This window comes from Streptomyces hundungensis (assembly GCF_003627815.1).
In the GTDB taxonomy this organism is placed as follows: domain Bacteria; phylum Actinomycetota; class Actinomycetes; order Streptomycetales; family Streptomycetaceae; genus Streptomyces; species Streptomyces hundungensis_A.
This window is the reverse complement of record NZ_CP032698.1, coordinates 5,803,420-5,826,081: the sequence shown is the minus strand read 5'-3', so window position 1 is coordinate 5,826,081 and position 22,662 is coordinate 5,803,420. Positions and strand designations below refer to the sequence as shown.

Genomic DNA, 22,662 nt, shown 5'->3' with positions numbered 1-22,662 from the left:
AAAGGGGCCGCGGGGATCAACCCCGCGGCCCCTCACCCGGCTCAGCGTCCGTTGAAGGCGTCCTTCAGACGGGAGAACAGTCCCTGCTGACCCGGCTGGAACTGGCCCGTGGGGCGCTCCTCGCCGCGCAGCTTCGCCAACTGGCGCAGCAGGTCCTCCTGTTGGGGGTCGAGCTTGCTCGGGGTGAGGACCTCGACGTGCACGATGAGGTCGCCCCGGCCGCCGCCGCGCAGATGCGTGATGCCGCGGCCGTGCAGCGGGATGGACTGGCCGGACTGGCTGCCCGGGCGGATGTCCACCTCCTCCATGCCGTCGAGCGTCTGGAGCGGCACCTTGGTGCCGAGCGCCGCCGCCGTCATGGGGATGGTGACCGTGCAGTGCAGGTCGTCGCCACGGCGCTGGAACACGTCGTGGGCCACCTCGTGGATCTCCACGTACAGGTCGCCGGCGGGGCCGCCGCCGGGGCCGACCTCGCCCTCGCCCGCGAGCTGGATCCGGGTGCCGTTGTCGACACCGGCGGGGATCTTCACGGTGAGGGTGCGCCGCGAGCGGATGCGGCCGTCGCCCGCGCACTCCGGGCACGGGGTGGGGACCACGGTGCCGAAGCCCTGGCACTGCGGGCAGGGGCGGGAGGTCATGACCTGGCCCAGGAAGGACCGGGTGACCTGGGACACCTCGCCGCGACCGCGACACATGTCACAGGTCTGCGCGGAGGTGCCGGGGGCCGCGCCCTCGCCCGAACAGGTCGTACACACCACGGCGGTGTCGACCTGGATCTCCTTGGTGGTGCCGAAGGCCGCCTCGTTGAGGTCGATCTCCAGGCGGATCATGGCGTCCTGGCCGCGGCGGGTCCGCGAGCGCGGGCCGCGCTGCGAGGCCGTGCCGAAGAAGGCGTCCATGATGTCCGAGAAGTTGCCGAAGCCGCCCGCGCCGAAGCCGCCCGCGCCACCGCCGCCGCCCGACGACGACAGCGGGTCCCCGCCGAGGTCGAAGACCTGCTTCTTCTGCGGGTCGGAGAGGACCTCGTAAGCGGCGTTGATCTCCTTGAACCGCTCCTGGGTCTTCGGGTCGGGGTTCACATCGGGATGGAGTTCCCGCGCGAGCCTCCGGAAGGCCTTCTTGATCTCGTCCTGTGATGCGTCGCGGCGCACGCCGAGTACGGCGTAGTAGTCCGTGGCCACTTACGACTCCGCCAGGATCTGTCCGACGTAACGTGCCACTGCGCGTACCGCTCCCATCGTTCCGGGGTAATCCATGCGGGTCGGTCCGACCACGCCGAGTTTGGCGACCGCCTCGCCGCCGGAACCGTAGCCGACCGAGACGACGGACGTGGAGTTCAGGCCCTCGTGGGCGTTGTTCTCGTGCCCGATGCGTACGGTCATGCCCGATTCCTTGGCCTCGCCGAGCAGCTTGAGGAGCACGACCTGCTCTTCAAGTGCCTCCAGCACCGGCCTGATGGTCAGCGGGAAGTCGTGTCCGAAGCGGGTGAGATTGGCGGTGCCGCCGATCATCAACCGCTCCTCGGTCTCTTCGACCAGGGTTTCGAGGAGGGTGGCGAGGACCGTCGAAACGGTTCCCCGGTCCTCCGGTTCAAAGGACTCCGGCAGGTCCTGCACCAGTTGCGGCACGTCCGCGAAGCGGCGCCCCACCACCCGTGCGTTGAGCCGGGCCCGCAGGTCCGCGAGCGCGGCCTCGCCGAACGGCGCCGGGCAGTCGACCATCCGCTGCTCGACCCGGCCGGTGTCGGTGATCAGCACCAGCATCAGCCGGGCCGCCGCGAGTGAGAGAAGCTCCACATGCCGCACCGTGGACCGGGTCAGCGACGGGTACTGGACGACCGCCACCTGCCGGGTCAGCTGCGCCAGCAGCCGCACCGTGCGGGCCACCACGTCGTCCAGGTCCACCGCGCTGTCCAGGAAGTTCTGGATGGCGCGCCGCTCCGGCGACGACAGGGGCTTGACGCCCGCGAGCCGGTCGACGAACAACCGGTATCCCTTGTCCGTCGGGATCCGGCCGGCGCTGGTGTGGGGCTGGGCGATGAAGCCCTCCTCCTCCAGGACCGCCATGTCGTTGCGCACCGTCGCGGGCGAGACGCCCAGCGCATGCCGCTCGGTCAGGGCCTTGGAGCCCACCGGTTCCTCGGTGCCGACATAGTCCTGGACGATGGCGCGCAGCACCTCGAGCCTGCGTTCACTGAGCATCGCGCACACCTCCCGTTGCCGTCCGTTTGGCACTCACTGCGTTCGAGTGCCAACAATCCCCGGCCAGTGTACGGCCGACCGGTACGCACCTAGCAAGGGCGGCCGACCACGCTACCGTGCGGCGACGTCCAGCGATTGCCGATAGCGTCGCGTCATGGACGTCCGTTGGGAAGAGTTCGGCTGGGAGCGGCTGGGTGACGGCGTCGGGCGCAGACGCCTGCCGATCTGGGACGCCACGGCCGCGCTGGTCGCCGGCGAGAGCTCCTTGCTCCTGTGCGACACCGGGGCGACGCTGCGCGAGGGCGCCGAACTGCGGGCCCAGGCCGAGGCCCTCTTCGGCCGCCGTGTGACCCACATCGCGCTCAGCCACCCGCACTTCGACCACGTCCTGGGGACGGCCGCGTTCTCCGGGGTCCAGGTGTACGGAGCGGTCGGCATCGAGCGGGCGCTGGGCCGGGAGGCGATCCGTGCCGACGCCGTCGGCCACGGCGTGTCCGACCGGGACGCGGCCGAGGCCGCCGATCTGCTGGTCCCGCCGCACCACTCGGTGTGCGGCGAGTGGACGCTGGAGCTCGGCGGACGTCAGGTGCTGCTCGCCAATGTGGGCCCCGGGCACAGCGGGCACGACCTCGCGGTGCTCGTGCCCGCGAGTGGCGGCTCCCCGGAGATCGTCTTCTGCGGCGACCTCGTGGAGGAGTCGGGCGAGCCCCAGGCCGGCCCGGACGCGGTCCCCTCACGCTGGCCGGCCGCCCTGGACCGACTGCTCTCGCTGGGCGGCGAGGACGCGGTGTACGTGCCGGGGCACGGGGCGGTGGTGGACGCGGCGTTCGTCCGGGCCCAGCGGGATGGGCTCGCGGTGCGGTTCGGGGGGGCGGGGTCGTAGCGGGGCGATTCGGGGTGCCGGGTGGGGGGGGCGTGGCGGGGGGGCGTGGCGGACCGATTCGGGGTGCCAAGCGGGAGGTCGTGGCGGGCCAACTCGCCGTGCGGTTCGGGGTGTCGTGGCGGGGTACGGCCGTATCGTCGTCGTACGTTCCCGGCCCGCCGCTCCCGAATAATGAGGCCATGCGCAGCTACAGCCCTGATCTGACCCCGCCTTGGAAGAAGAAGCAGGCGCCCGTTCCCGAGGTGCCTGCCGAGACCGACCTCGTGGTCGAGGAGGTCTCCTCGGGATTCTGCGGAGCGGTGATCCGCTGCGAGAAGACGGCCGAGGGGCCGACGGTCACCCTTGAGGACCGGTTCGGCAAGCACCGCGTCTTCCCGCTCGCGCCCCGCGGCTTCCTCCTGGAGGGCAAGGTGGTCACCCTCGTACGCCCCTCCGCCTCCGCACCCGCCCCGCAGCGCCCCGCGCGTACCGCCTCCGGGTCGGTGGCCGTGCCGGGGGCGCGGGCCCGGGTGGCGCGGGCCGGGCGGATCTACGTCGAGGGGCGTCACGACGCGGAGCTCGTCGAGAAGGTGTGGGGGGACGACCTGCGGATCGAGGGCGTGGTCGTCGAGTACCTGGAGGGCATCGACGACCTCCCGGCGATCGTCGCCGAGTTCGCGCCCGGGCCGGACGCGCGGCTCGGCGTCCTGGTCGACCACCTGGTCCCGGGCTCGAAGGAGTCCCGCATCGCGGCGTCCGTGACCCATCCGGACGTACTGGTCGTCGGCCACCCCTACATCGACGTGTGGGAGGCGGTGAAGCCGGCGTCCGTGGGGATCGGGGGGTGGCCGGTGGTGCCGCGGGGGCAGGACTGGAAGACGGGGGTGTGTCGGGCGTTGGGGTGGGCCGAGAATACGGGGGCGGCTTGGCAGCGGATTTTGGCGGGGGTGCGGACGTATCGGGACCTGGATCCGTCCCTGCTCGGCTCCGTAGAACACCTCATCGACTTCGTCACGGCCCCGTAGCCCCCTGGGGGCTCCGCCCCAGCGGCCCGTTTACCCACCCACCCGCCCGTGCAGGGGGTTGGTCGATCCCGGCCCCTGGGGCTCCGCCCCAGCCCCCGTATCGCGCCTTAAGGGCGCTCGTCCTCAATCGCCGGACAGGCTGAGGTGCCCGATGCGGACCAGCACCGAGTAGTTAGGGGCGCGGGGAACTGCGCGCCCAGCCACACACGACCCGCAGACGAAAACGGGTTTCCAGGGGCGCCCCCGCACCGAGTAGTTAGGGGCGCGAGGAACTGCGCGAGAAGCGACCACGGCCCGCGGACGGCGTCGGGTTTTGGGGGCGCGAGGAACTGCGCGAGACGCGACCACGGCCCGCACACGACCAGGGGGTTAGGGGCGCGGGGAACTGCGCGACCAGCCATGCACGGCCCGCAGGATCAAGGGGGTTCAGGGGCGCGGGGAACTGCGCACAAGGGTGCTCAGTCGACCAGGGCTCGGACTACCGCGTCCGCCAGGAGTCGACCCCGCAGGGTCAAAACCGCCCGCCCCGCGGAAAACTCGGGCTCCGACAACAACCCCTCCCCCACCGCCCCGCGCGCCGCGGAAAGCCCGGCCGGCCGCAGGAGGTCGAGGGGGCAGCCCTCGCGGAGGCGGAGTTCGAGGAGGATGCGCTCCACCCGGCGATCCTCCGCGGACAGCACCTCCCGCCCGGCCCCCGGCGACCGCCCGGCCGCCAGCGCCGCCGCATACGCCCCGGGGTGCTTGACGTTCCACCACCGCACCCCGCCCACATGGCTGTGGGCGCCGGGCCCCGCCCCCCACCAGTCCGCCCCGCGCCAGTACAGCTCGTTGTGGAGGCAGCGGCCCGCCTCCGTGGTGGCCCAGTTGGAGACCTCGTACCAGGAGTAGCCGGCCGCGCCGAGCACCTCGTCCGCGATGAGGTAGCGGTCCGCGTGCTCGTCGTCGTCGGTCATGGGCACCTCACCGCGCCGGATGCGCCGGGCGAGCTGGGTGCCCTCCTCGACGATCAGGGCGTACGCGCTGATGTGGTCGGGGCCCGCGCCGACGGCCGCGGTGAGCGAGGCCCGCCAGTCCTCGTCGCTCTCGCCGGGCGTGCCGTAGATGAGGTCGAGGTTGACGTGGTCGAAGCCCGCCGCCCGGGCCTCGGCGACGCAGGCCTCGGGGCGGCCGGGGGTGTGCGTGCGGTCGAGGACCTTCAGGACGTGCTGCCGGGCGCTCTGCATCCCGAAGGAGACGCGGTTGAAGCCGCCCTCGCGCAGCTCCGCGAGGTAGGCCGGGTTCACCGATTCCGGGTTGGCCTCGGTCGTCACCTCCGCGTCGTCGGCGAGGCCGAATTCCTCGCGTACCGCCGCCAGCATGCGCACCAGGTCGGCCGCCGCGAGCAGGGTGGGGGTGCCGCCGCCGACGAAGACCGTCCGCACCGGCCGGGTGTCGCCGGACAGCACCTTGCGGGCGAGGCGGATCTCCTCGACGACCATGTCCGCGTAGTTGTCGCGGGAGGCGAGGACGCCGCCCTTGCCGACCAGTTCGCTCGCCGTGTACGTGTTGAAGTCGCAGTAGCCGCAGCGCGTCGCGCAGTACGGAACGTGCAGGTAGAACCCGAGCGGCCGCTCCCCGGCGCCCTCCAGGGCAGGGCGGGGCAGCGACCCGTCCTCGGGCATGGGCTCACCATCGGGCAGTACGGAAGGCATGACCCCATTGTCCGGCACGCGCGGCGATCCTCGACCCGTACGGGCGCGGACCGGGCCCGGAGCCGAAGCTGGGCGGGTGCGGGCCGGAGCTGCGGCGGGGGCGGCCGGGCCGGGGGGTGTTCAGCCGGCCCGGAGCACGAGCAGCGCGAGGTCGTCGGCGGGCGGGGTGTCGCCGAACGCGTACACCGCCTCCTTTACGCGTTCCGCCACCGCCGCCGCGGTCAGTCCCGCGCAGCCGGACAGGACGGCCGCGAGTCCGTCGGCGTCGTCGAACATCCGCCCTCCCGAGCGCCGCTCGGTCACGCCGTCCGTCACGCACAGCAGGATGTCGCCCGGGTCGAGGCTGAGGCTCTCGCTCTCGTAGCGCGCGCCCTCGAGGACGCCGAGCAGGATCTGCGGGCGGGCGGCCGCCCGTACCGAGCCGTCGGGCCGCAGCAGCAGGGGCAGCGGGTGGCCGGCGCTGGCCAGGGTGCAGCGCACGGGGCCTCCGTCGGCGTCCGGTACGAGCTCCCCGTACAGCAGGGAGAGGAAGCGGGCCTGGGCGCCCTCCAGGGGGTCGTGCGGTCCGGGCGGCCCGGTGGGGAGGGGGGCCGGGGTGAGGCGGACCGCTGCCTCGGCGGCCTCGGTGGCGTCGTCGACGAGGAGCTGGTTGAGCCGGTGGAGCACCTCGTGGACCGCGTGTCCCTCGCGGGCGAGCAGCCGCAGCCAGGGCCGGGCGAGGCCGGTCACCACGGCGGCTTCGGGACCGCTGCCCTGGACGTCGCCGAGCGCGAAGCACCAGCGTCCTTCGACGCCGGGGAAGACGTCGTAGAAGTCGCCGCCCGCGAGGGCCTCGTCGCTGGGCTGGTAGATGAAGGCGCTGTCGATGCCGGGGATCTCCGCGACCCGGCTGGGCAGCAGGCCGCGCTGGAGCACCCGGCTGATGGTGGCCTGCCGGGTGTACTGGCGGGCCGCGCCGATCGCGAGGGCCACCCGGCGCAGGAAGTCCTCGACCAGGCCGGTGATCTCGTCGGGGATGCGGGCCGGGCCGGCCTGGCCGAGCAGCAGGACGCCGACCTCCCGGCCGCCGGTGACGAGCCGGTACGCCAACGCGGCGCCGTCCGCGCCGAGTTCGGCCACCGACGGCCAGGGCATCGGGACCGGTCCGCCGCGCGCGGCGGCAGAGAGGCGGGGCGGTTCCTTCTCGACGGCGGCCCGCAGCGGTTCCACGGCGGCTTCTCTGGCGTGCCAGACCCGGGCCAGGCGGGGCGCGGCGAGCGGGCCGCCCGCGGCGTCGTCGAGCCAGATCGCGCACCAGTCGGCGAGCCGGGGCACCAGGAGCTGGGCGGCGAGGGCGGCGATGAGGTCTTCGTCGAACTGTCCGGCCAGCAGGTCGGAGGCTTCGGCGAGGAAGGAGAGCGCGCCCCGGTTGACCCAGTCCCGGTCGTGTCGGCGCGGGGTGCGGTGGGGGGTGGAAGGGCGGGTGCCGGCGGCGCACGCCCCGTCGTGGAGCGTCTCATCGCGGGACGTCCCGTCGTGAAGCGTCTCGTCGCGGAGCGTCCCGTCGTGGAGCGTCCCGTCGTGGAGCGTCTCGCCGTGGAGCGTCCCGCCGTGGTGGCCGTCGGCGTCGGGTGGGGGCGGCTCGCCGGCGTCCGCGGTGAGCCGGGCCCAGACGGTCTTGAGGCCCGTGCGGTAGGTGATGCCCCAGCATTCGGCGAGGGCGGCCACGACGTGCAGGCCGCGCCCGTGCTCGAAGGCGGCGAGGTCGTCGTCCCGTACGCGCCGGGGCGCGCCGCGCAGCGCGCGTGCGGGATGGTGGTCGGAGACCTCGATGACGAGGGCGGCGGGTTCCGTGGCGTCACCGCTCTCCAGTCGGCACAGGAGATCGACGGTGGTCCCGGCGTGGACGACCGCGTTGGTGACGAGCTCGTTGACGAGGACCCCCGCCTCGTACACGAACTCTTCGCCGCAGTAGGCCAGTTGGGCCGGTCCTTGCGGTCCGGGCTCGGCCCAGTCGGCGAGCGCGGCCCGTATGAATCTCCGGGCCGCTCCCGGCGCGAGCGAGTTGCCGGGCAGGCTGGTGCGGGCCGTGGGGCAGGGGGCGGGATCGGTGTGCGGGGCAGGGGCCGGGGCGTGGGCGGCGGTGTGCGGGCCCGTCTCCTCGGGAGCGCGTGGGGCGGGGGCGCAGGGGTGGTTCACGCTGTCCCGCTGGGCTGGAAAGGGTCCCACGGTGCGGCTCCTGACGGGTTCTCGCAATGCGCCGCTCACGGCTTCGACAGAGTGACAGACTGATCGGGCCCATAAGCGTCGAGTCACCGAAGTGGGCCCGCATGAACGAAGACAGTGCTATGCCGCCCGTCGGCGGCGGCTGGATCCGCGCCTGCGAACTGCGGCCGTTGCTCGCCGCGTTGACGGCGCTGCGCGACGGCGACTTCCGGGTGCGGCTGCGGGAGGCCGACGAGGGGCTGCCGGCCGAGCTTGCCGCGCTGGTCAATCAAGTGGCCGCCCGCAACCAGCACTTCACCGACGAGCTCACGCGGGTGCGCCGGGAGGTGGTCCGGCACGGGCGGCTCGACGAGCGGCTGGCGGCCAGCCCCGGGCAGGGCGCCTGGACCACCGGGATCGGCCATGCGAACACGCTGCTCGACGCCCTGGTGGTGCCGGCGGCGAACGCGACGCGGGTCCTGGACGCGGTGGCGGGCGGCGATCTGACCCAGCGGGTCGATCTGCACGACGGCAGCCGCCAGTTGCGGGGCGATCTTCGCCGGCTCGGCCGGGCGGTCAACACGATGGTCGACCAGTTGTCGCTGTTCACCGGCGAGGTGACCCGGGTGGCACGCGAGGTCGGCACCGAGGGCAGACTCGGCGGGCGCGCCAAGGCCCAGGGCCTGAGCGGGAGTTGGCGTGATGTGACGGAGGCCGTGAACACCATGGCCGCGCGTCTGACGGCTCAGGTCCGTGACATCGCGGCGGTGACCACGGCGGTCGCCCGGGGCGATCTGACGCGTACGGTCACCGTCGAGGCCACCGGTGAGCTGCTCGAACTGAAACTGACCGTGAACACGATGGTGGACCAGCTGTCCGCCTTCGCCGACGAGGTCACCCGGGTGGCGCGCGAGGTCGGCACGGCGGGGCGGCTCGGCGGCCGGGCCCAGGTCCGGGGCGTGTCCGGGGTGTGGAAGGACCTCACGGACAACGTCAACTTCATGGCGTCCAATCTGACCTCGCAGGTGCGCAACATCGCCCAGGTCACCACCGCCGTCGCCAACGGGGACCTCTCGCAGAAGATCACCGTCGACGCGCAGGGCGAGATCCTGGAGCTGAAGTCCACCATCAACACCATGGTCGACCAGCTCTCCGCCTTCGCCGACGAGGTGACGCGCGTCGCCCGCGAGGTCGGCACCGAGGGCAATCTCGGCGGGCGGGCCCAGGTGCGCGGGGTGTCCGGGGTGTGGAAGGACCTCACCGAGAACGTCAACTTCATGGCGGACAACCTGACCTCACAGGTCCGCAACATCGCCCTGGTGTCGACGGCGGTCGCCCAGGGCGATCTCGGCAAGAAGATCACGGTGGAGGCGAAGGGCGAGATCCTGGAGCTGAAGACCACCATCAACACCATGGTCGACCAGCTCTCCGCCTTCGCCGACGAGGTGACGCGCGTCGCCCGCGAGGTCGGCACCGAAGGCAACCTGGGTGGTCAGGCGCAGGTGCGCGGGGTGTCCGGGGTGTGGAAGGACCTCACGGACAACGTCAACTTCATGGCGTCCAATCTGACCTCACAGGTGCGCAACATCGCCCAGGTCACCACCGCCGTCGCCAACGGCGATCTGTCGAAGAAGATCACGGTGGACGCCCGGGGCGAGATCCTGGAGCTGAAGGACACCGTCAACACGATGGTGGAGCAGTTGCGCGCCTTCGCCGACGAGGTGACGCGCGTGGCCCGCGAGGTCGGCACGGACGGCCGGCTCGGCGGGCGGGCCCAGGTGCTCGGGGTGTCCGGCGTGTGGAAGGACCTCACCGACAACGTCAACTACATGGCCGACAACCTGACCTCGCAGGTGCGCAACATCGCCCAGGTCGCCACGGCGGTGGCCCAGGGCGACCTGTCGAAGAAGATCGACGTGGACGCGCGCGGCGAGATCCTGGAGCTGAAGACCACCATCAACACCATGGTGGACACGCTCTCCTCGTTCTCCTCCGAGGTCACCCGGGTGGCGCGCGAGGTGGGCTCGGAGGGTCAACTCGGCGGCCAGGCACGGGTGGAGGGCGTGTACGGGACGTGGAAGCGCCTGACGACCAACGTCAACGAGCTGGCCCTGAACCTCACCACCCAGGTCCGCGCGATCGCCGAGGTCGCCTCGGCCGTCGCCCAGGGCGACATGTCGCGCTCGATCACGGTGGAGACCCGGGGCGAGGTGTCCGAGCTGAAGGACAACATCAATCTGATGGTGTCCAATCTGCGCGAGACGACCCGCGCCAAGGACTGGCTGGAGTCGAACCTGGCGCGTCTGGCGGGTCTGATGCAGGGCCACCGGGACCTGATGGAGGTCGCCGACCTGATCCTGCGCGAGCTGACCCCGCTGGTGAACGCCCAGTACGGCGCGTTCTTCCTGGCCGACCCGGACGACGACGGCACCCCGTCGCGTACCACCAGCGCCACCAAGGGCCTCGCGTTCATCGCCGGGTACGGCTCGGCGCAGGGCGCGACCGTGGACACCACCGGGATGCCGGGGCACGGCCTGGTCCGGCAGGCGGCCCTGGAGAAGAAGCGGATTTTGCTCGAAGAGGCCCCGCCGGACTACATCAAAATCAACTCCGGGCTCGGTGAGGCATCGCCCGCCAGCGTCGTCATCATCCCGATCCTCTTCGAGGACAAGTTGCTCGGGGTGATCGAGCTGGCGTCCTTCTCCCGCTTCTCCGATGTCCACCTGGCCTTCTTCGACCAGTTCGTGAACACCATCGGTGTCGCGATCAACACCATCATCGCCAACTCCCGCACCGAGTCCCTGCTCAGCGAGTCCCAGCGGCTCGCCGTGCAGCTCCAGGAGCGCTCGGACGAACTCCAGCGCCAGCAGGCCGAGTTGAGGCGCTCGAACTCCGCCCTGGAGGAGAAGGCGGCCCTGCTGGCCACCAGCTCCCAGTACAAGTCGGAGTTCCTGGCGAACATCTCCCACGAGCTGCGCACCCCGCTCAACTCACTGCTCATCCTCGCCCGGCTGCTCGCCGACAACCCCGACGCCCATCTCTCCGAGCAGGAGGTGCAGTTCGCCGCGACCATCCACCGCTCGGGCTCCGACCTCCTCCAGCTGATCAACGACATCCTCGACCTGTCGAAGATCGAGGCCGGCCGGATGGACGTTCGCCCCACCGAACTCCCGCTCATGAAGCTCCTCGACTACGTCCACGCCACCTTCCGGCCCATCACCCTCGACCGCGGCCTCGCCTTCGAGGTGGCGGTCGGCGAGGAGGTGCCGCGCGAGATGTACTCCGACGAGCGGCGCCTCCAGCAGATCCTGCGCAACCTGCTCTCCAACGCGATCAAGTTCACCTCGTCGGGGCGGGTGGAGCTGCGGGTCAACCGCGTCCGGGAGCCGCGGAACGCGGCGGGGCCTGGCGAGGACCTGGTCGCCTTCGTGGTGCGGGACACCGGCATCGGCATCGCGCCCGAGAAGCTGCCGGTGATCTTCGAGGCGTTCCAGCAGGCGGACGGCACCACCAACCGCAAGTACGGCGGCACCGGGCTCGGCCTCTCCATCAGCCGCGAGATCGCCGGGCTGCTCGGCGGCCGCATCGTCGCCGAGAGCGAACCGGGCCGCGGCTCCACCTTCACCCTGTACGTCCCGGTCCTGCACCCCGGGAACGCGCCCGGCGAGCCGCAGCCGGGGCCCGAGCCCTCCCTGGACGCCTCGGAGCTGCTCTCCCCCGAGCACCTGGCGCTGCCGGACCAGGACGACGACTGGCCGGCCGGCGGCGAACTGGAGCAGTGGCGGAGCGGGCGGGCCGGTCAACTGCTGTCCGGGCGGCGGGTGTTGATCGTCGACGACGACATCCGCAACGTGTTCGCGCTCACCCATGTGCTCGGCCGCGTCGGCATGTCGGTCCTGTACGCGGAGAACGGGCGGGAGGGGATCGAGGTCCTGGAGCGCGAGCCCGACGTCGAGCTCGTCCTGATGGACATCATGATGCCGGAGATGGACGGCTATGAGACGACTCGGGCGATCCGCCGCAGCCCGCTGTGGGCCGATCTGCCGATCGTGGCGCTCACGGCGAAGGCGATGCCCGGTGACCGGGAGAAGTCGATCGCGCAGGGCGCGAGTGCCTACGTTCCCAAGCCGGTGGATGTGGACGGGCTCCTGAGCGTGGTCTGCGGCCTGCTCGACCCGGAGTCCGCCCCGCGGGCCCCCTAGGGGCGGGGAGCCCTTTTGCGCAGTTCCCCGCGCCCCTTAACTGCTCGACGCTGGCCAGCACCTACAGCCCGTCCGGCGATTGAGGACGAGCGCCCTTTAGGCGCGAACGGGGTCTGGGGCGGAGCCCCAGGAAACCCCGCTTTCGGCTGGGGACCGGCGCGGGGTCAGGCCTCGCGGGAGCCTGCGTACATTTCGTCGATCAGGGCCCGGTACTCACGCTCGACGACCGGCCGCTTCAGCTTCAGGCTGGGCGTCAACTCACCGTGCTCCACATCCAGATCGCGCGGAAGAAGCCGGAACTTCTTGATCGTCTGCCACCGCTGGAGCCCCTCGTTGAGCCGCTTGACGTAGCCGTCGATGAGCTCCACCGTCTGCGGGGCCGCCACCACCTCGGCGTACGAGCCGGTGATGCCCTGCTCCTTGGCCCAGCCGAGGATGGTGGGCTCGTCGAGGGAGATCAGCGCGGTGCAGAAGTTCCGGTCGGCGCCGTGCACCAGGATGTTGGAGACGAACGGGCAGACCGCCTTGAACTGGCCCTCGACCTCGGCGGGCGCGATGTACTTGCCGCCCGAGGTCTTGATGAGGTCCTTCTTGCGGTCGGTGATCCGCAGATAGCCGTCCGCGGACAACTCGCCGATGTCCCCGGTGTGGAACCAGCCGTCGGACTCCAGGACCTCGGCCGTCTTCTCGGGCAGCTGGTGGTAGCCCTCCATGATGCCGGGGCCGCGCAGCAGGATCTCGCCGTCGTCCGCGATCCGCACCTCGGTGCCGGGCAGCGGCTTGCCGACCGTGCCGGTGCGGTAGGCCTCGCCCGGGTTGATGAAGGAGGCGGCCGACGACTCGGTGAGCCCGTAGCCCTCCAGGATGTGGATGCCGGCGCCGGCGAAGAAGAAGCCGATGTCGGGGGCGAGCGCCGCCGAGCCGGAGACGCAGGCCCGCAGCCGTCCGCCGAACGCCTCGCGGATCTTGCTGTAGACGAGCGCGTCGGCGACCTTGTGCTTGGCCGAGAGGGCGAAGGGCGCCCCGGGTCGGCCGGTGCGGCGGAAGTTGTCCTGGCTGACCTTCGCGTACTCGCGGGCCACCTCGGCCGCCCACTGGAAGATCTTGTACTTGGCGCCGCCGCCCTCCCGGGCCTTGCCCGCGACGCCGTTGTAGACCTTCTCGAAGATGCGCGGCACGGCGGCCATGTAGGTGGGCTGGACCACCGGCAGGTTCTCGATGATCTTGTCGATGCGGCCGTCGACCGCGGTCACGTGACCGACCTCGATCTGGCCCGAGGTGAGCACCTTGCCGAAGACGTGCGCGAGCGGCAGCCACAGGTACTGCACGTCCTCGCCGGTGACCAGGCCGGTCGCCGCGATCGCCTTGGCCATGTACGACCAGTTGTCGTGCGGCAGGCGGACGCCCTTGGGCCGGCCGGTGGTGCCGGAGGTGTAGATGAGGGTGGCGAGCTGTTCGGCGGTGATGGCCGCGATCCGCTCCTTGACCGCCCCGGGGTTCTTCTCCAGGTGGGCGGCGCCGCGCGCCTCCAGGTCGGCGAGGCTGAGCACCCAGCCCTCCGGGTCGCCCTCGACGGGCTCGGCGCCGGCGGGGTCGACGACCACGACGTGCCGCAGGTTCGGCAGCTCGGCGCGCCGCTCACGGGCCTTGGCCAGCTGGGCGGCGTCCTCGGCGATCAGCACGCGGCTCTCGGAGTCGGCCAGGATGAACGCCGACTCCTCGGCGTTGGTGGAGGGGTAGATCGTGGTCGTGGCGGCGCCCGCGCACATCACGCCGAGGTCGGCCAGGATCCATTCGACGCGGGTGGAGCAGGCGAGCGCGACCCGCTCCTCGCTGACCACCCCGAGCTGCGCCAGGCCCGCGGCGATCGCGTAGACCCGCTCGGCGGCCTGGGCCCAGCTCAGCGACTTCCACTCGTCCGGGCTCTGGCCGCTGCCCGGCACGGGGTAGCGATAGGCCTCCGCGTCCGGCGTGGCGTCCACGCGCTGGACGAAGAGGGTCGCCACGGACGGCGGCCGGTTCTCGATCAAGGTCTGTGTGTCGCTCACGACGTCCTCCGGGCTGGCCTGCGGCAAGGCTGCGCGACTGGCTGGTTGTCCGAGTGCTCTGGCTGTCCGACGCTTGTTTAACTGGCGAGTAACCATCGGGCCGTGATCAGAGTAAAGCGCCGTCGGCCCCCGCGTAAGGGGCAACGGAGAGTGGTTTCATAACGAACGGACCCCCGTGCGAAGGCGCGGGGGTCCGTTGTGGCGGGCTTGCGAAGAGCCGGTGATCGTGGGCGCCCTACTTCTTCTTCGCGCTCGACTCGTCGCTGGAGAGCACCGCGATGAAGGCCTCCTGGGGGACCTCCACGGAGCCCACCATCTTCATCCGCTTCTTGCCCTCCTTCTGCTTCTCGAGCAGCTTGCGCTTACGGGAGATGTCGCCGCCGTAGCACTTGGCGAGGACGTCCTTGCGGATGGCGCGGATCGTCTCGCGGGCGATGACCCGGGAGCCGATCGCGGCCTGCACGGGCACCTCGAAGGCCTGGCGCGGGATGAGCTCGCGCAACTTGGCGACCAGGCGCACGCCGTAGGCGTAGGCCGCGTCCTTGTGGCAGACGGCGGAGAAGGCGTCGACCTTGTCGCCGTGGAGCAGGATGTCGACCTTGACCAGGCTCGCGGCCTGCTCGCCGGTGGGCTCGTAGTCGAGCGAGGCGTAACCGCGCGTCTTGGACTTCAGCTGGTCGAAGAAGTCGAAGACGATCTCCGCGAGCGGCAGGGTGTAGCGGATCTCGACCCGGTCCTCGGAGAGGTAGTCCATGCCGAGCATGGTGCCGCGCCGGGTCTGGCACAGCTCCATGATCGAGCCGATGAACTCCGAGGGGGCGAGGATGGTGGCCCGTACGACCGGCTCGTGCACCTCCGAGATCTTGCCCTCGGGGAATTCGCTCGGGTTGGTGACGGTCACCTCCTTGCCGTCCTCCAGGACGACCCGGTAGACCACGTTGGGCGCGGTCGCGATCAGGTCGAGGCCGAACTCGCGCTCCAGGCGCTCGCGGATGACGTCCAGGTGGAGCAGGCCGAGGAAGCCGACGCGGAAGCCGAAACCGAGGGCCGCGGAGGTCTCCGGCTCGTACACCAGGGCGGCGTCGTTGAGCTGGAGCTTGTCGAGGGCCTCGCGCAGGTCCGGGTAGTCGGAGCCGTCCAGCGGATACAGACCGGAGAAGACCATCGGCTTCGGGTCCTTGTAGCCACCCAGGGCGTCGGTGGCGCCGTTGTGCAGGCTGGTGATGGTGTCACCGACCTTGGACTGACGGACGTCCTTCACGCCGGTGATGATGTAGCCCACCTCGCCGACGCCGATGCCGTCGGCCGGGGTCATCTCGGGGGACGAGACGCCGATCTCAAGAAGCTCGTGGGTGGCGCCGGTCGACATCATGCGGATGCGCTCGCGCTTGTTGAGCTGGCCGTCGACCACCCGGACGTAGGTGACGACGCCGCGGTAGGAGTCGTACACCGAGTCGAAGATCATCGCGCGGGCGGGCGCGTCGGCCACGCCGACCGGGGCGGGCACATCGCGCACCACGCGGTCCAGGAGCGCGTCGACGCCGACGCCGGTCTTCGCCGAGACCTTCAGGACGTCCTCGGGCTGGCAGCCGATGAGGTTGGCGAGCTCCTCGGAGAACTTCTCCGGCTGGGCGGCCGGGAGGTCGATCTTGTTGAGGACGGGAACGATGGTGAGGTCGTTCTCCATGGCCAGGTACAGGTTGGCCAGCGTCTGCGCCTCGATGCCCTGGGCTGCGTCGACGAGCAGGACGGTGCCCTCGCACGCGGCGAGCGAACGCGACACCTCGTAGGTGAAGTCCACGTGGCCCGGGGTGTCGATCATGTTCAGGATGTGGGTCCGGCCCTGGCCGGGGCCCTCGGTGGGGGCCCACGGCAGACGGACCGCCTGGGACTTGATCGTGATGCCGCGCTCGCGCTCGATGTCCATGCGGTCGAGGTACTGGGAGCGCATCTGCCGCTGGTCGACCACGCCGGTCAGCTGGAGCATCCGGTCGGCAAGGGTCGACTTGCCGTGGTCGATGTGGGCGATGATGCAGAAGTTGCGGATCAGCGCCGGGTCGGTACGGCTCGGCTCGGGCACGTTGGGAGGAGTCGCGGGCACGCAGGGTCCTGATTCTTGAGACGCGCGGGGTCGATCGCGGCGCCTCGTCTCGGGTCGACGACGGTTCGATACGTAAGGAACAGCCTCCATCGTCCCACGCCTGCGGGCCTGCGCCCCGTTTGGGCCGGTCGGGGGGCGGCTGGTAACGTGGACAGCTGTGTCTCATCACCCTTGTGGCGGCGGGACACCACCGAAGATCGAATCATCGAACCTGCAAAGGCTCTTTCGTGGCGAACATCAAGTCCCAGATCAAGCGGAACAAGACGAACGAGAAGGCGCGCCTGCGCAACAAGTCCGTCAAGTCCTCCCTGCGCACCTTCATCCGCAAGGCCAACGAGGCTGTCGCCGCCGGCGACGTCGAGAAGGCCACGGCCGCGAGCCGCGCCGCTTCGCGTCAGCTGGACAAGGCTGTCTCGAAGGGCGTCATCCACAAGAACGCCGCCGCCAACAAGAAGTCGGCGCTGGCGCACAAGGTGGCCGGCCTCCAGGGCTGAAACACCCGCTTCATCTGAACGACCCGCCCGACGGGACCCAGCGGCCCCTCTACCGCTCCCCGACGGCACCCCAGTGCCGCGCGCGGACGCGTTCGCCACGCGGGCGCGGCGCTAGCCAGAAGTAGCCGAAGGCCCCGCCTCCGTCCTTCCCCAGGACGGCGGCGGGGCCTTCGTGCTGTCCGGGTCCGCTCAGTGCGGAACGCGGCCGACCAGGTCGACGACCTCGCCGAGGAAGCCCTCGTCGAGCATGGTGGACACGGCCGTGTCCCCGTCGTCGCGCAGCCCCGCGTCATGGCAGGCGACCCCCACCAGATAGCCGCCGTCGAGTTCGAAGGTGGCGAAGGCCCACTCGCCGTGCGAGGCCGGCTCGCCCTGCGGGGTGAGCAGGGTGGTGGCCTCGGCGTCGAAGCCGAACTGGGTGAAGCCCATCCGCATGCCCTGCCCGAGCGCCTTGGTGTACGCCTCCTTCAGCGTCCAGGTGCGCACCAGGCTCCGCTGCTGCTCGGCCTCGTCCAGGGTGCCCAGCCAGCGGCGCTCGGCGGGGGTGCACAGATGGCGCTGGACGGCCGAGTACTGGATGCGCCGGTCGGCGAGTTCGGTGTCGACGCCGACCCGGCCGCGCCGGTTGAGCCCCACCACCAACAGGTCCCGGGTGTGGCTGAGGCTGACCTCGATCTGGTCGCAGCCGCGCAGATAGGGGCGCCCGCCCGCCTTGGAGGCGAGCTCCACGGTCTCGGGCGGGGTCTGGAGGGCGGCGCCGGCGGTGTACTTCACCAGGAGCCGGGAGGCGGCGAAGCGGTCGCGGGCCTCGGGGTCGGCGAGGTTGTTGAGGCGCTGCCAGTCGCGGGCGCCGAGCAGCGGGCGCAGCTGGGGGTCGGCGATGGCCGCGGGCAGCCAGTCCCGCCAGTTCGCGTGCACCACGACATGGCCGTGCCACGCCATGGACTGCCGCACCCGGCTCCATGGGCTGTCGGGTCCCGGCATCAGGAGGGGTTCGGCGATGCCCGTCCGTGCGAGGGGGCTCATGGGGTACCTGCTTCCGCCAGAGGCGCGTCGTGGAGATCGAAACCGCGGCCGGCGCGAAAGCGCGCCAGCAGCTCCTTCGCCACCCGGTCGACGCAGTCCGGTGGCGGCGGAGGAAGGGTGAGGCCGAGCCTGCGCCCGTAACGGTGCAGGGCGAGCACCAGCCAGGCGGGGTCGGCGAGGAAGCCGGAGCCGCGCCGGTGGTGCTCCCAGACCGCGAGGGCGGCGCCGGCCGCGGACAGGACGGAGTGCCGGTCGGCGAGCGCGGCGGTGGCGGGGCTCGCGAGCGCGGCCCGGTCGCCGGGTTCGATGCGCAGGCACGCCTCGCGCACCGCGAGCAGATCGGCGTGGAAGGCGGCCGCCATCGTACGGAGCGCCTCGCCGTAGGGTCCCGTGGGCGCCGAGTCGGCCAGGCGTGCGGCCGATGCGGTGAGGGAGGCGGCCAGGAAGTCGCCGCCGCCCGCCACTTCGAGGCCGCCGATGTCCAGGTGGGGCAGGGGTTGGGTGGTGTCGAAGAGGGCGGCGGGCGGTTCGGCCTCGCGGCCCCACGCATGGCGGGCCAGGACCGGGAGTTGGGGGATCACCACGGCCTGGCAGGAGGCGGTCCCGGCGTGCCCGAGCCCGGCGGCGGGCAGGTCGCGCAAAAGTTTGCCGAGCATGCCCTGGTCGGTGTCGCGGCTGTAGCCTCCGGCGCCGAGCACCGTGGCGAGCTCCTCCAGGTCGTCCCTGAGCAGGTCCGGTACGAGGTATTTGAGTTCGGCCGCGGCGAGATGGGCCGCCCCGGGCAGCAGGGACAGGGCGCGCAGGACGGCGGTGGCCATGGCGTCCCCGGCGAGGAGGTCGGCGAACACCCCGGCCAGGACGCCGCGTTGACGTCTGCCGAGGGTGTCCCCGGCGAGCGCGGCCCGTACGGAGGCGCGCAGCACGGTGTCCACCGAGGCGATGATGGCGCCGGTGATCAGGGTGCGGTTGAGCTGGAAGGTGCGCAGGGCCAGGCGTATCCCGGAGCCGAGCTCGCCGACCAGTGCCTCGCCCGGGACCTCGCACTGGTCGAATTCGTACCCCGAGAAGCGGCAGCCGCGCATGCCGGTGGTGGGCTGCCGCTCCAGCAACCGTACGCCGTCGGCGGGGAGTTGAGCCGAGTCGAGCAGGAAGACGGAGTGGGAGGCGGGGCCGGGGGCGGGGTCGGTGCGGACGTGGGCGACGACGGCGCCCGCGCGTTCGGCGTTGATGACCACGTCCTTGCGTCCGTCCAGGACGAAGCCGCCGGAGTACTGCATCGCGCCGAGTTCGCCGCGCAGCATCGCGGTGCCGTGGGCGAGCGAGCGGTGCACGATGGCCGCGCGGCCGCCCGACACGAGCAGCCGGGCCACGCTCGCGCGCTGGTCGGGCGAGCCGGCGGCGAAGACCGGCGCGGCGGCGAACAGCGAGGTGATGCCGTAGCCGAAGGCGAGGGCGACATCGCGGCGGAAGACCGGGCGCAGCATCCGCATCAGCTGGTCGGCGTCGCGCAGCCGGCCGCCGAGCGCGAGCGGCACCAGTTCGGCGCCGAAGCCCTCCTCGTCGAGCAACTCCTCGGCGGCGCCCAGGAGTTCGCTGTCGCTGTCGGCGGCGAGCAGGGCGCGGAAGCCCAGCGGGTTGGCCGGGTCGCAGGGGTCGCCGAAGCGGAATTCGAGCCGCTCGGCGCGGTGGCGTACGTCCGGGTCGGTGACCCGGACGGCGGCGATGGGCATGGGCTCAGCCTCCTTCCGCCGCGTACGGCGGCGCCGATGCGTACAGCGGGCGCAGTTCGCCGCGCAGATAGAGCTCGCGCATGAGCGAGCGGCGGACCTTGCCGCTGGTGGTGCGGCGCACTGTGCCGGGCCGGACCAGGACCACGCCGCCGAGCGAGGCGCCGAACTCCTCGTGGAGGCAGCCGCGCACCCGCTCGGCGAGGTCGGCGAGCTGGCGCCGGCTCCAGCCGGCGCCCCGGATCTCCTGGATGGCCACGATCTCCTCGTGCTCGGCGGGTGTGGACAGGACCACCGCGGAGCCGAACGGGGCGCCGGACTGGGCGAGTTGGCGTTCCGCCTCCTGGGGGTGGAGGGTGCGGCCGTCGACGAGCAGGGCGTCCTTGATGCGGCCGGTCAGATACAGCTCGCCGTCGCGCAGCGCGCCGAGGTCGCCGGTGCGCAGAAAGCCGTACTCGCCCGAGGTGGTGGCGTGCCCGAAGGTGGCGGCGGTCTCCAGGGGGCGGCGCCAGTAGCCGTCGGCGACGGTCTCGCCGCGCACCCAGATCTCACCGACCGACCCGTCGGGCAGCACCGCGCGGCTTTCCGGGTCGACGATGCGCACGGTGACGCCCCGCGCGGGTCCGCAGCCCGCCAGGGCCCGCACCGGGTGGCCCGGCACCGGCGGCGTCAGCTCGCCCCGCTCCAGGCCTTCGGCGGAGACGGTGGCCGGCGCGGGCGGCACCCGGTCGGCGAGGCTGACCAGGAGGGTGGCCTCGGCGAGCCCGTATCCGGCGGCGAGCACACCGGGGCGCAGGCCCGCGGCGGTGAAGCGGTGGGCGAAGGCGCTGAGGGTGACGGCGGAGACCGGCTCGGAGGCGTTGACGGCGGTGGTCAGGGCGCTGAGGTCGAGGCCCGCGAGGTCGTCGTCGGTGGCTTCGGCCAGGCAGCGGGCGTACGCGGAGTCGGGGGCGGCGGTGACGGTGACGCCGTGCCGGGCCACCTCGCGCAGCCAGCTCAGCGGGTCGGCGGCGAACCGGCGCCCGGGCATCAGGACGGCGGTGGCGCCGAGCCAGAGCGGGTGCAGGAGCTGGCCGATGAGGCCGAGGTCGTGGTGGAGCGGGAGCCAGCCGCCGATGCGGGAGTCCTGATCGGTGCCGAGGGTGGCGCGCAGGGCCTCCATGGTGGCGAGGAGGTTGGCGTGGGTGACCTGGACGCCGCGCGGGGCGGCGGTGGAGCCTGAGGTGTACTGGAGCAGCGCGGTGTCGGCGCCGTCCAGGGCGGGGGGTGTCCAGTCGGCGCCGTCCTCGGGCAGGCAGTCGACGGCCAGGCACACCACCGCGGAGCGCCCGGCCTCGGCGAGGCGGCGGGACAGTTCGGGGGCGTGCGCGGATTCGGTGAGCAGGACGGCGGCGTCGGTTTCGGTGGCGATGGCGTGGGTGCGTTCCGCGGCGGCCCGTGAGGCGTCCGGCGGTGGTACGGGGACGGCGACCGCCCCCGCGTACAGGCAGCCGAGCAGGGCGGCCACGGTGTGCGGGCCGCCGTCCATGGAGATCAGGACGGGCCGGCCGGCCGTGCGGCGGCGCAGCAGCGCGGCCGCGACGGACCTGGCCCGCGCGTCGAGTTCCCGGTAGGTGTGCGCGTCGGCGGTGCCCTCACCGTCCAGGCAGAGCAGAGCGGTCCGTGCGGCTCCCTCGGCGAACCGGGCCGCCAGTGCCTGCGTGAAGCTCTTCGCTGGGGTCATCCTCTGCTCCCTGGTGCTCGGACGGATGGTTGGTCCTCCTACTCTGTTCCTCCGCCCTCGACGGGTACTTGAAGATCAACTGTGCTGCGGCGGCCGGGCCGCTCATCTTCTGTGTCCGGGCACCTCGTTCAACAGGTCCTGAAGGAGCGCGAGTTCCTGGCGGGTGAGCGGGACGTCGGGGCGCAGCCGCTCGGGGTGGCCGGGCGGCGGGCCGTCGGCGTCGGTGCGCAGCATCAGACGGAAGCCGCTGTCGAGCGAGTGCAGACGGGCCCGGTTGCCGTCGGCCGCGGTCAGATACATGTCGACGCCGCCGTGCACCATGAGGGCCTCGCCCACGGGTCGCAGACAGCGGCCGATGAGGCGACGCCAGCGGCCCTTGGGGCGGCGCCCGGAGCCCTCCGGGCCGTCCGGAACGTCCCTGTTCTTCCGGCCGGCCATGTCAGAGAACACCTTCCGAGCTGGGGTGTCCGTTCATGTTCACGTCACCTCTCCCTTCCCCCTGGCCGCCGGACGGCGCCTGGGTGGAGGGAGGATGGGAGCGGCCACTTGAGCCGTGGTCGGGTTCTGGCTGAAAGGCGCGGGTGCGCAATCACGCGTACCGGTCCTGAAACGGCATGTGCCCGTTTGGGTTCGGCCCCGGATCCCGGCCTCCGCCTATTGCATAATCGCTACGACCGACCCATGATCCAGCACAACGGGGGGCACCATGGTGCGCGTTCTGATTGCCGAAGACATGCATATGCTACGCAAGGCATTGGTGTCGCTCATTGAACTGGAGCCCGATCTGGAAGTGGTGGCCGAGCTGTCGTCGGGCACGGACATCGTGCCGACCGCGATGGCGATGCGGCCGGATGTCGCCGTTCTCGACATCGATCTGCCCGGCACCGACGGGATCACCGCCGCGGCCGGATTGCACACCTCGGTACCGGAGTGCCGCACGCTCATCCTGACCAGCCTGGGCAGACCGGGAAACCTCAGACGGGCGCTGGCCGCCCATGTCTCCGGCTTCCTCCCGAAGGACTCCGACCCCGACAGCCTCTGCGCCGCGATCCGTCAGGTGGCGGCGGGCGAGCGGGTCATCGACCCGCAACTGGCGCTCGCCACCCTGGACTCCGGCCCCTCCCCGCTCACCGACCGCGAGCGGGAGGTGCTGCAACTCGCCTCGGGGGGCATGGAGGCCGGCCAGATCGCGTCCCGGCTCCATCTGTCGTCCGGCACCGTACGCAACTATCTGACCTCGGCCGTCAGCAAACTCAACGCGCGTAACCGGGTCGATGCGATCCGGATCGCCCGCGAGGCGGGCTGGTTGCACTCGGTCTGATCGCTCGGCCCGGGACAAGACCCCCGGGATGCAGTCCCGCAGCCGACCCCGGCCGAA

The 22,662-nt window shown here is 71.8% G+C and carries 15 protein-coding genes; 5 read left to right on the top strand and 10 right to left on the bottom strand.

The window, feature by feature from the left end:
• Positions 1-41 precede the first annotated feature (41 nt).
• Complete coding sequence (gene dnaJ, locus DWB77_RS25740; RefSeq protein WP_120723525.1) at positions 42-1,181, bottom strand: molecular chaperone DnaJ; 1,140 nt, start codon at positions 1,179-1,181, stop codon at positions 42-44.
• Positions 1,182-2,201: a heat-inducible transcriptional repressor HrcA gene (gene hrcA / locus DWB77_RS25735; protein ID WP_100578282.1), complete on the bottom strand. Its 1,020-nt coding sequence runs from the start codon at positions 2,199-2,201 to the stop codon at positions 1,182-1,184.
• Between the two features lie 154 nt (positions 2,202-2,355).
• Here hrcA and DWB77_RS25730 point away from each other — a divergent pair, with 154 nt between their 5' ends.
• Positions 2,356-3,084 carry an MBL fold metallo-hydrolase gene (locus DWB77_RS25730; protein ID WP_120723523.1) on the top strand — a complete coding sequence of 243 codons (729 nt, stop codon included), beginning with the start codon at positions 2,356-2,358 and terminating at the stop codon, positions 3,082-3,084.
• Positions 3,085-3,263: 179 nt separating this feature from the next.
• Positions 3,264-4,088 (top strand): DUF3097 domain-containing protein, encoded by an 825-nt coding sequence (locus DWB77_RS25725; RefSeq protein ID WP_120723521.1) that lies wholly within the window; start codon positions 3,264-3,266, stop codon positions 4,086-4,088.
• Positions 4,089-4,546: 458 nt separating this feature from the next.
• Here the strand turns inward: DWB77_RS25725 and hemW are convergent, their stop codons facing one another.
• Positions 4,547-5,779, bottom strand: coding sequence for a radical SAM family heme chaperone HemW (gene hemW / locus DWB77_RS25720; RefSeq protein WP_120728235.1), 1,233 nt, complete (start codon positions 5,777-5,779; stop codon positions 4,547-4,549).
• 120 nt (positions 5,780-5,899) lie between these two features.
• Positions 5,900-7,987 (bottom strand): SpoIIE family protein phosphatase, encoded by a 2,088-nt coding sequence (locus DWB77_RS25715; protein ID WP_120723519.1) that lies wholly within the window; start codon positions 7,985-7,987, stop codon positions 5,900-5,902.
• A 101-nt stretch (positions 7,988-8,088) separates the two neighbouring features.
• On the opposite strand from DWB77_RS25715, the gene DWB77_RS25710 reads away from it, so the two are divergent.
• Complete coding sequence (locus DWB77_RS25710) at positions 8,089-12,165, top strand: HAMP domain-containing protein (RefSeq protein ID WP_174248621.1); 4,077 nt, start codon at positions 8,089-8,091, stop codon at positions 12,163-12,165.
• Between the two features lie 164 nt (positions 12,166-12,329).
• Here the strand turns inward: DWB77_RS25710 and DWB77_RS25705 are convergent, their stop codons facing one another.
• Both DWB77_RS25705 and lepA read right to left on the bottom strand, forming a co-directional pair.
• Positions 12,330-14,213 carry an AMP-dependent synthetase/ligase gene (locus tag DWB77_RS25705; protein ID WP_162952619.1) on the bottom strand — a complete coding sequence of 628 codons (1,884 nt, stop codon included), beginning with the start codon at positions 14,211-14,213 and terminating at the stop codon, positions 12,330-12,332.
• Between the two features lie 235 nt (positions 14,214-14,448).
• Positions 14,449-16,314, bottom strand: a complete 1,866-nt coding sequence (lepA, locus tag DWB77_RS25700; RefSeq protein WP_120723515.1) for a translation elongation factor 4 — start codon at positions 16,312-16,314, stop codon at positions 14,449-14,451.
• 227 nt (positions 16,315-16,541) lie between these two features.
• Between lepA and rpsT the strand changes: the two genes are divergently transcribed.
• Complete coding sequence (rpsT, locus tag DWB77_RS25695; protein ID WP_100578273.1) at positions 16,542-16,808, top strand: 30S ribosomal protein S20; 267 nt, start codon at positions 16,542-16,544, stop codon at positions 16,806-16,808.
• A gap of 189 nt (positions 16,809-16,997) precedes the next feature.
• Here rpsT and DWB77_RS25690 read toward each other — a convergent pair whose 3' ends face one another.
• From DWB77_RS25690 to DWB77_RS25675, 4 genes are all read right to left on the bottom strand, one after another.
• On the bottom strand, positions 16,998-17,834 hold the full coding sequence (locus tag DWB77_RS25690) for a 4'-phosphopantetheinyl transferase family protein (RefSeq protein WP_120723513.1): 837 nt from the start codon (positions 17,832-17,834) through the stop codon (positions 16,998-17,000).
• Positions 17,831-19,564 (bottom strand): acyl-CoA dehydrogenase family protein, encoded by a 1,734-nt coding sequence (locus DWB77_RS25685; RefSeq protein WP_120723511.1) that lies wholly within the window; start codon positions 19,562-19,564, stop codon positions 17,831-17,833. The genes DWB77_RS25690 and DWB77_RS25685 overlap by 4 nt, the downstream gene beginning before the upstream one ends.
• Positions 19,565-19,568: 4 nt before the next feature.
• The gene (locus tag DWB77_RS25680; protein ID WP_120723509.1) at positions 19,569-21,284 is read right to left on the bottom strand and encodes a fatty acyl-AMP ligase; all 1,716 of its coding nucleotides are present in this window, start codon (positions 21,282-21,284) and stop codon (positions 19,569-19,571) included.
• 102 nt (positions 21,285-21,386) lie between these two features.
• Positions 21,387-21,722 (bottom strand): DUF6059 family protein, encoded by a 336-nt coding sequence (locus DWB77_RS25675; RefSeq protein ID WP_120723508.1) that lies wholly within the window; start codon positions 21,720-21,722, stop codon positions 21,387-21,389.
• 268 nt (positions 21,723-21,990) lie between these two features.
• Here DWB77_RS25675 and DWB77_RS25670 point away from each other — a divergent pair, with 268 nt between their 5' ends.
• Positions 21,991-22,605: a response regulator transcription factor gene (locus DWB77_RS25670; protein WP_120723506.1), complete on the top strand. Its 615-nt coding sequence runs from the start codon at positions 21,991-21,993 to the stop codon at positions 22,603-22,605.
• Positions 22,606-22,662: the final 57 nt, after the last annotated feature.

Coding starts and splice junctions, on each gene's coding strand:
- hrcA (WP_100578282.1), bottom strand. CDS start 2,201: ATGCTCAGTGAACGCAGGCTCGAGGTGCTGCGCGCCATCGTCCAGGAC.
- DWB77_RS25675 (WP_120723508.1), bottom strand. CDS start 21,722: ATGGCCGGCCGGAAGAACAGGGACGTTCCGGACGGCCCGGAGGGCTCC.
- DWB77_RS25730 (WP_120723523.1), top strand. CDS start 2,356: ATGGACGTCCGTTGGGAAGAGTTCGGCTGGGAGCGGCTGGGTGACGGC.
- DWB77_RS25670 (WP_120723506.1), top strand. CDS start 21,991: ATGGTGCGCGTTCTGATTGCCGAAGACATGCATATGCTACGCAAGGCA.
- DWB77_RS25680 (WP_120723509.1), bottom strand. CDS start 21,284: ATGACCCCAGCGAAGAGCTTCACGCAGGCACTGGCGGCCCGGTTCGCC.
- DWB77_RS25725 (WP_120723521.1), top strand. CDS start 3,264: ATGCGCAGCTACAGCCCTGATCTGACCCCGCCTTGGAAGAAGAAGCAG.
- DWB77_RS25710 (WP_174248621.1), top strand. CDS start 8,089: ATGAACGAAGACAGTGCTATGCCGCCCGTCGGCGGCGGCTGGATCCGC.
- DWB77_RS25690 (WP_120723513.1), bottom strand. CDS start 17,834: ATGAGCCCCCTCGCACGGACGGGCATCGCCGAACCCCTCCTGATGCCG.
- DWB77_RS25685 (WP_120723511.1), bottom strand. CDS start 19,564: ATGCCCATCGCCGCCGTCCGGGTCACCGACCCGGACGTACGCCACCGC.
- hemW (WP_120728235.1), bottom strand. CDS start 5,779: ATGCCTTCCGTACTGCCCGATGGTGAGCCCATGCCCGAGGACGGGTCG.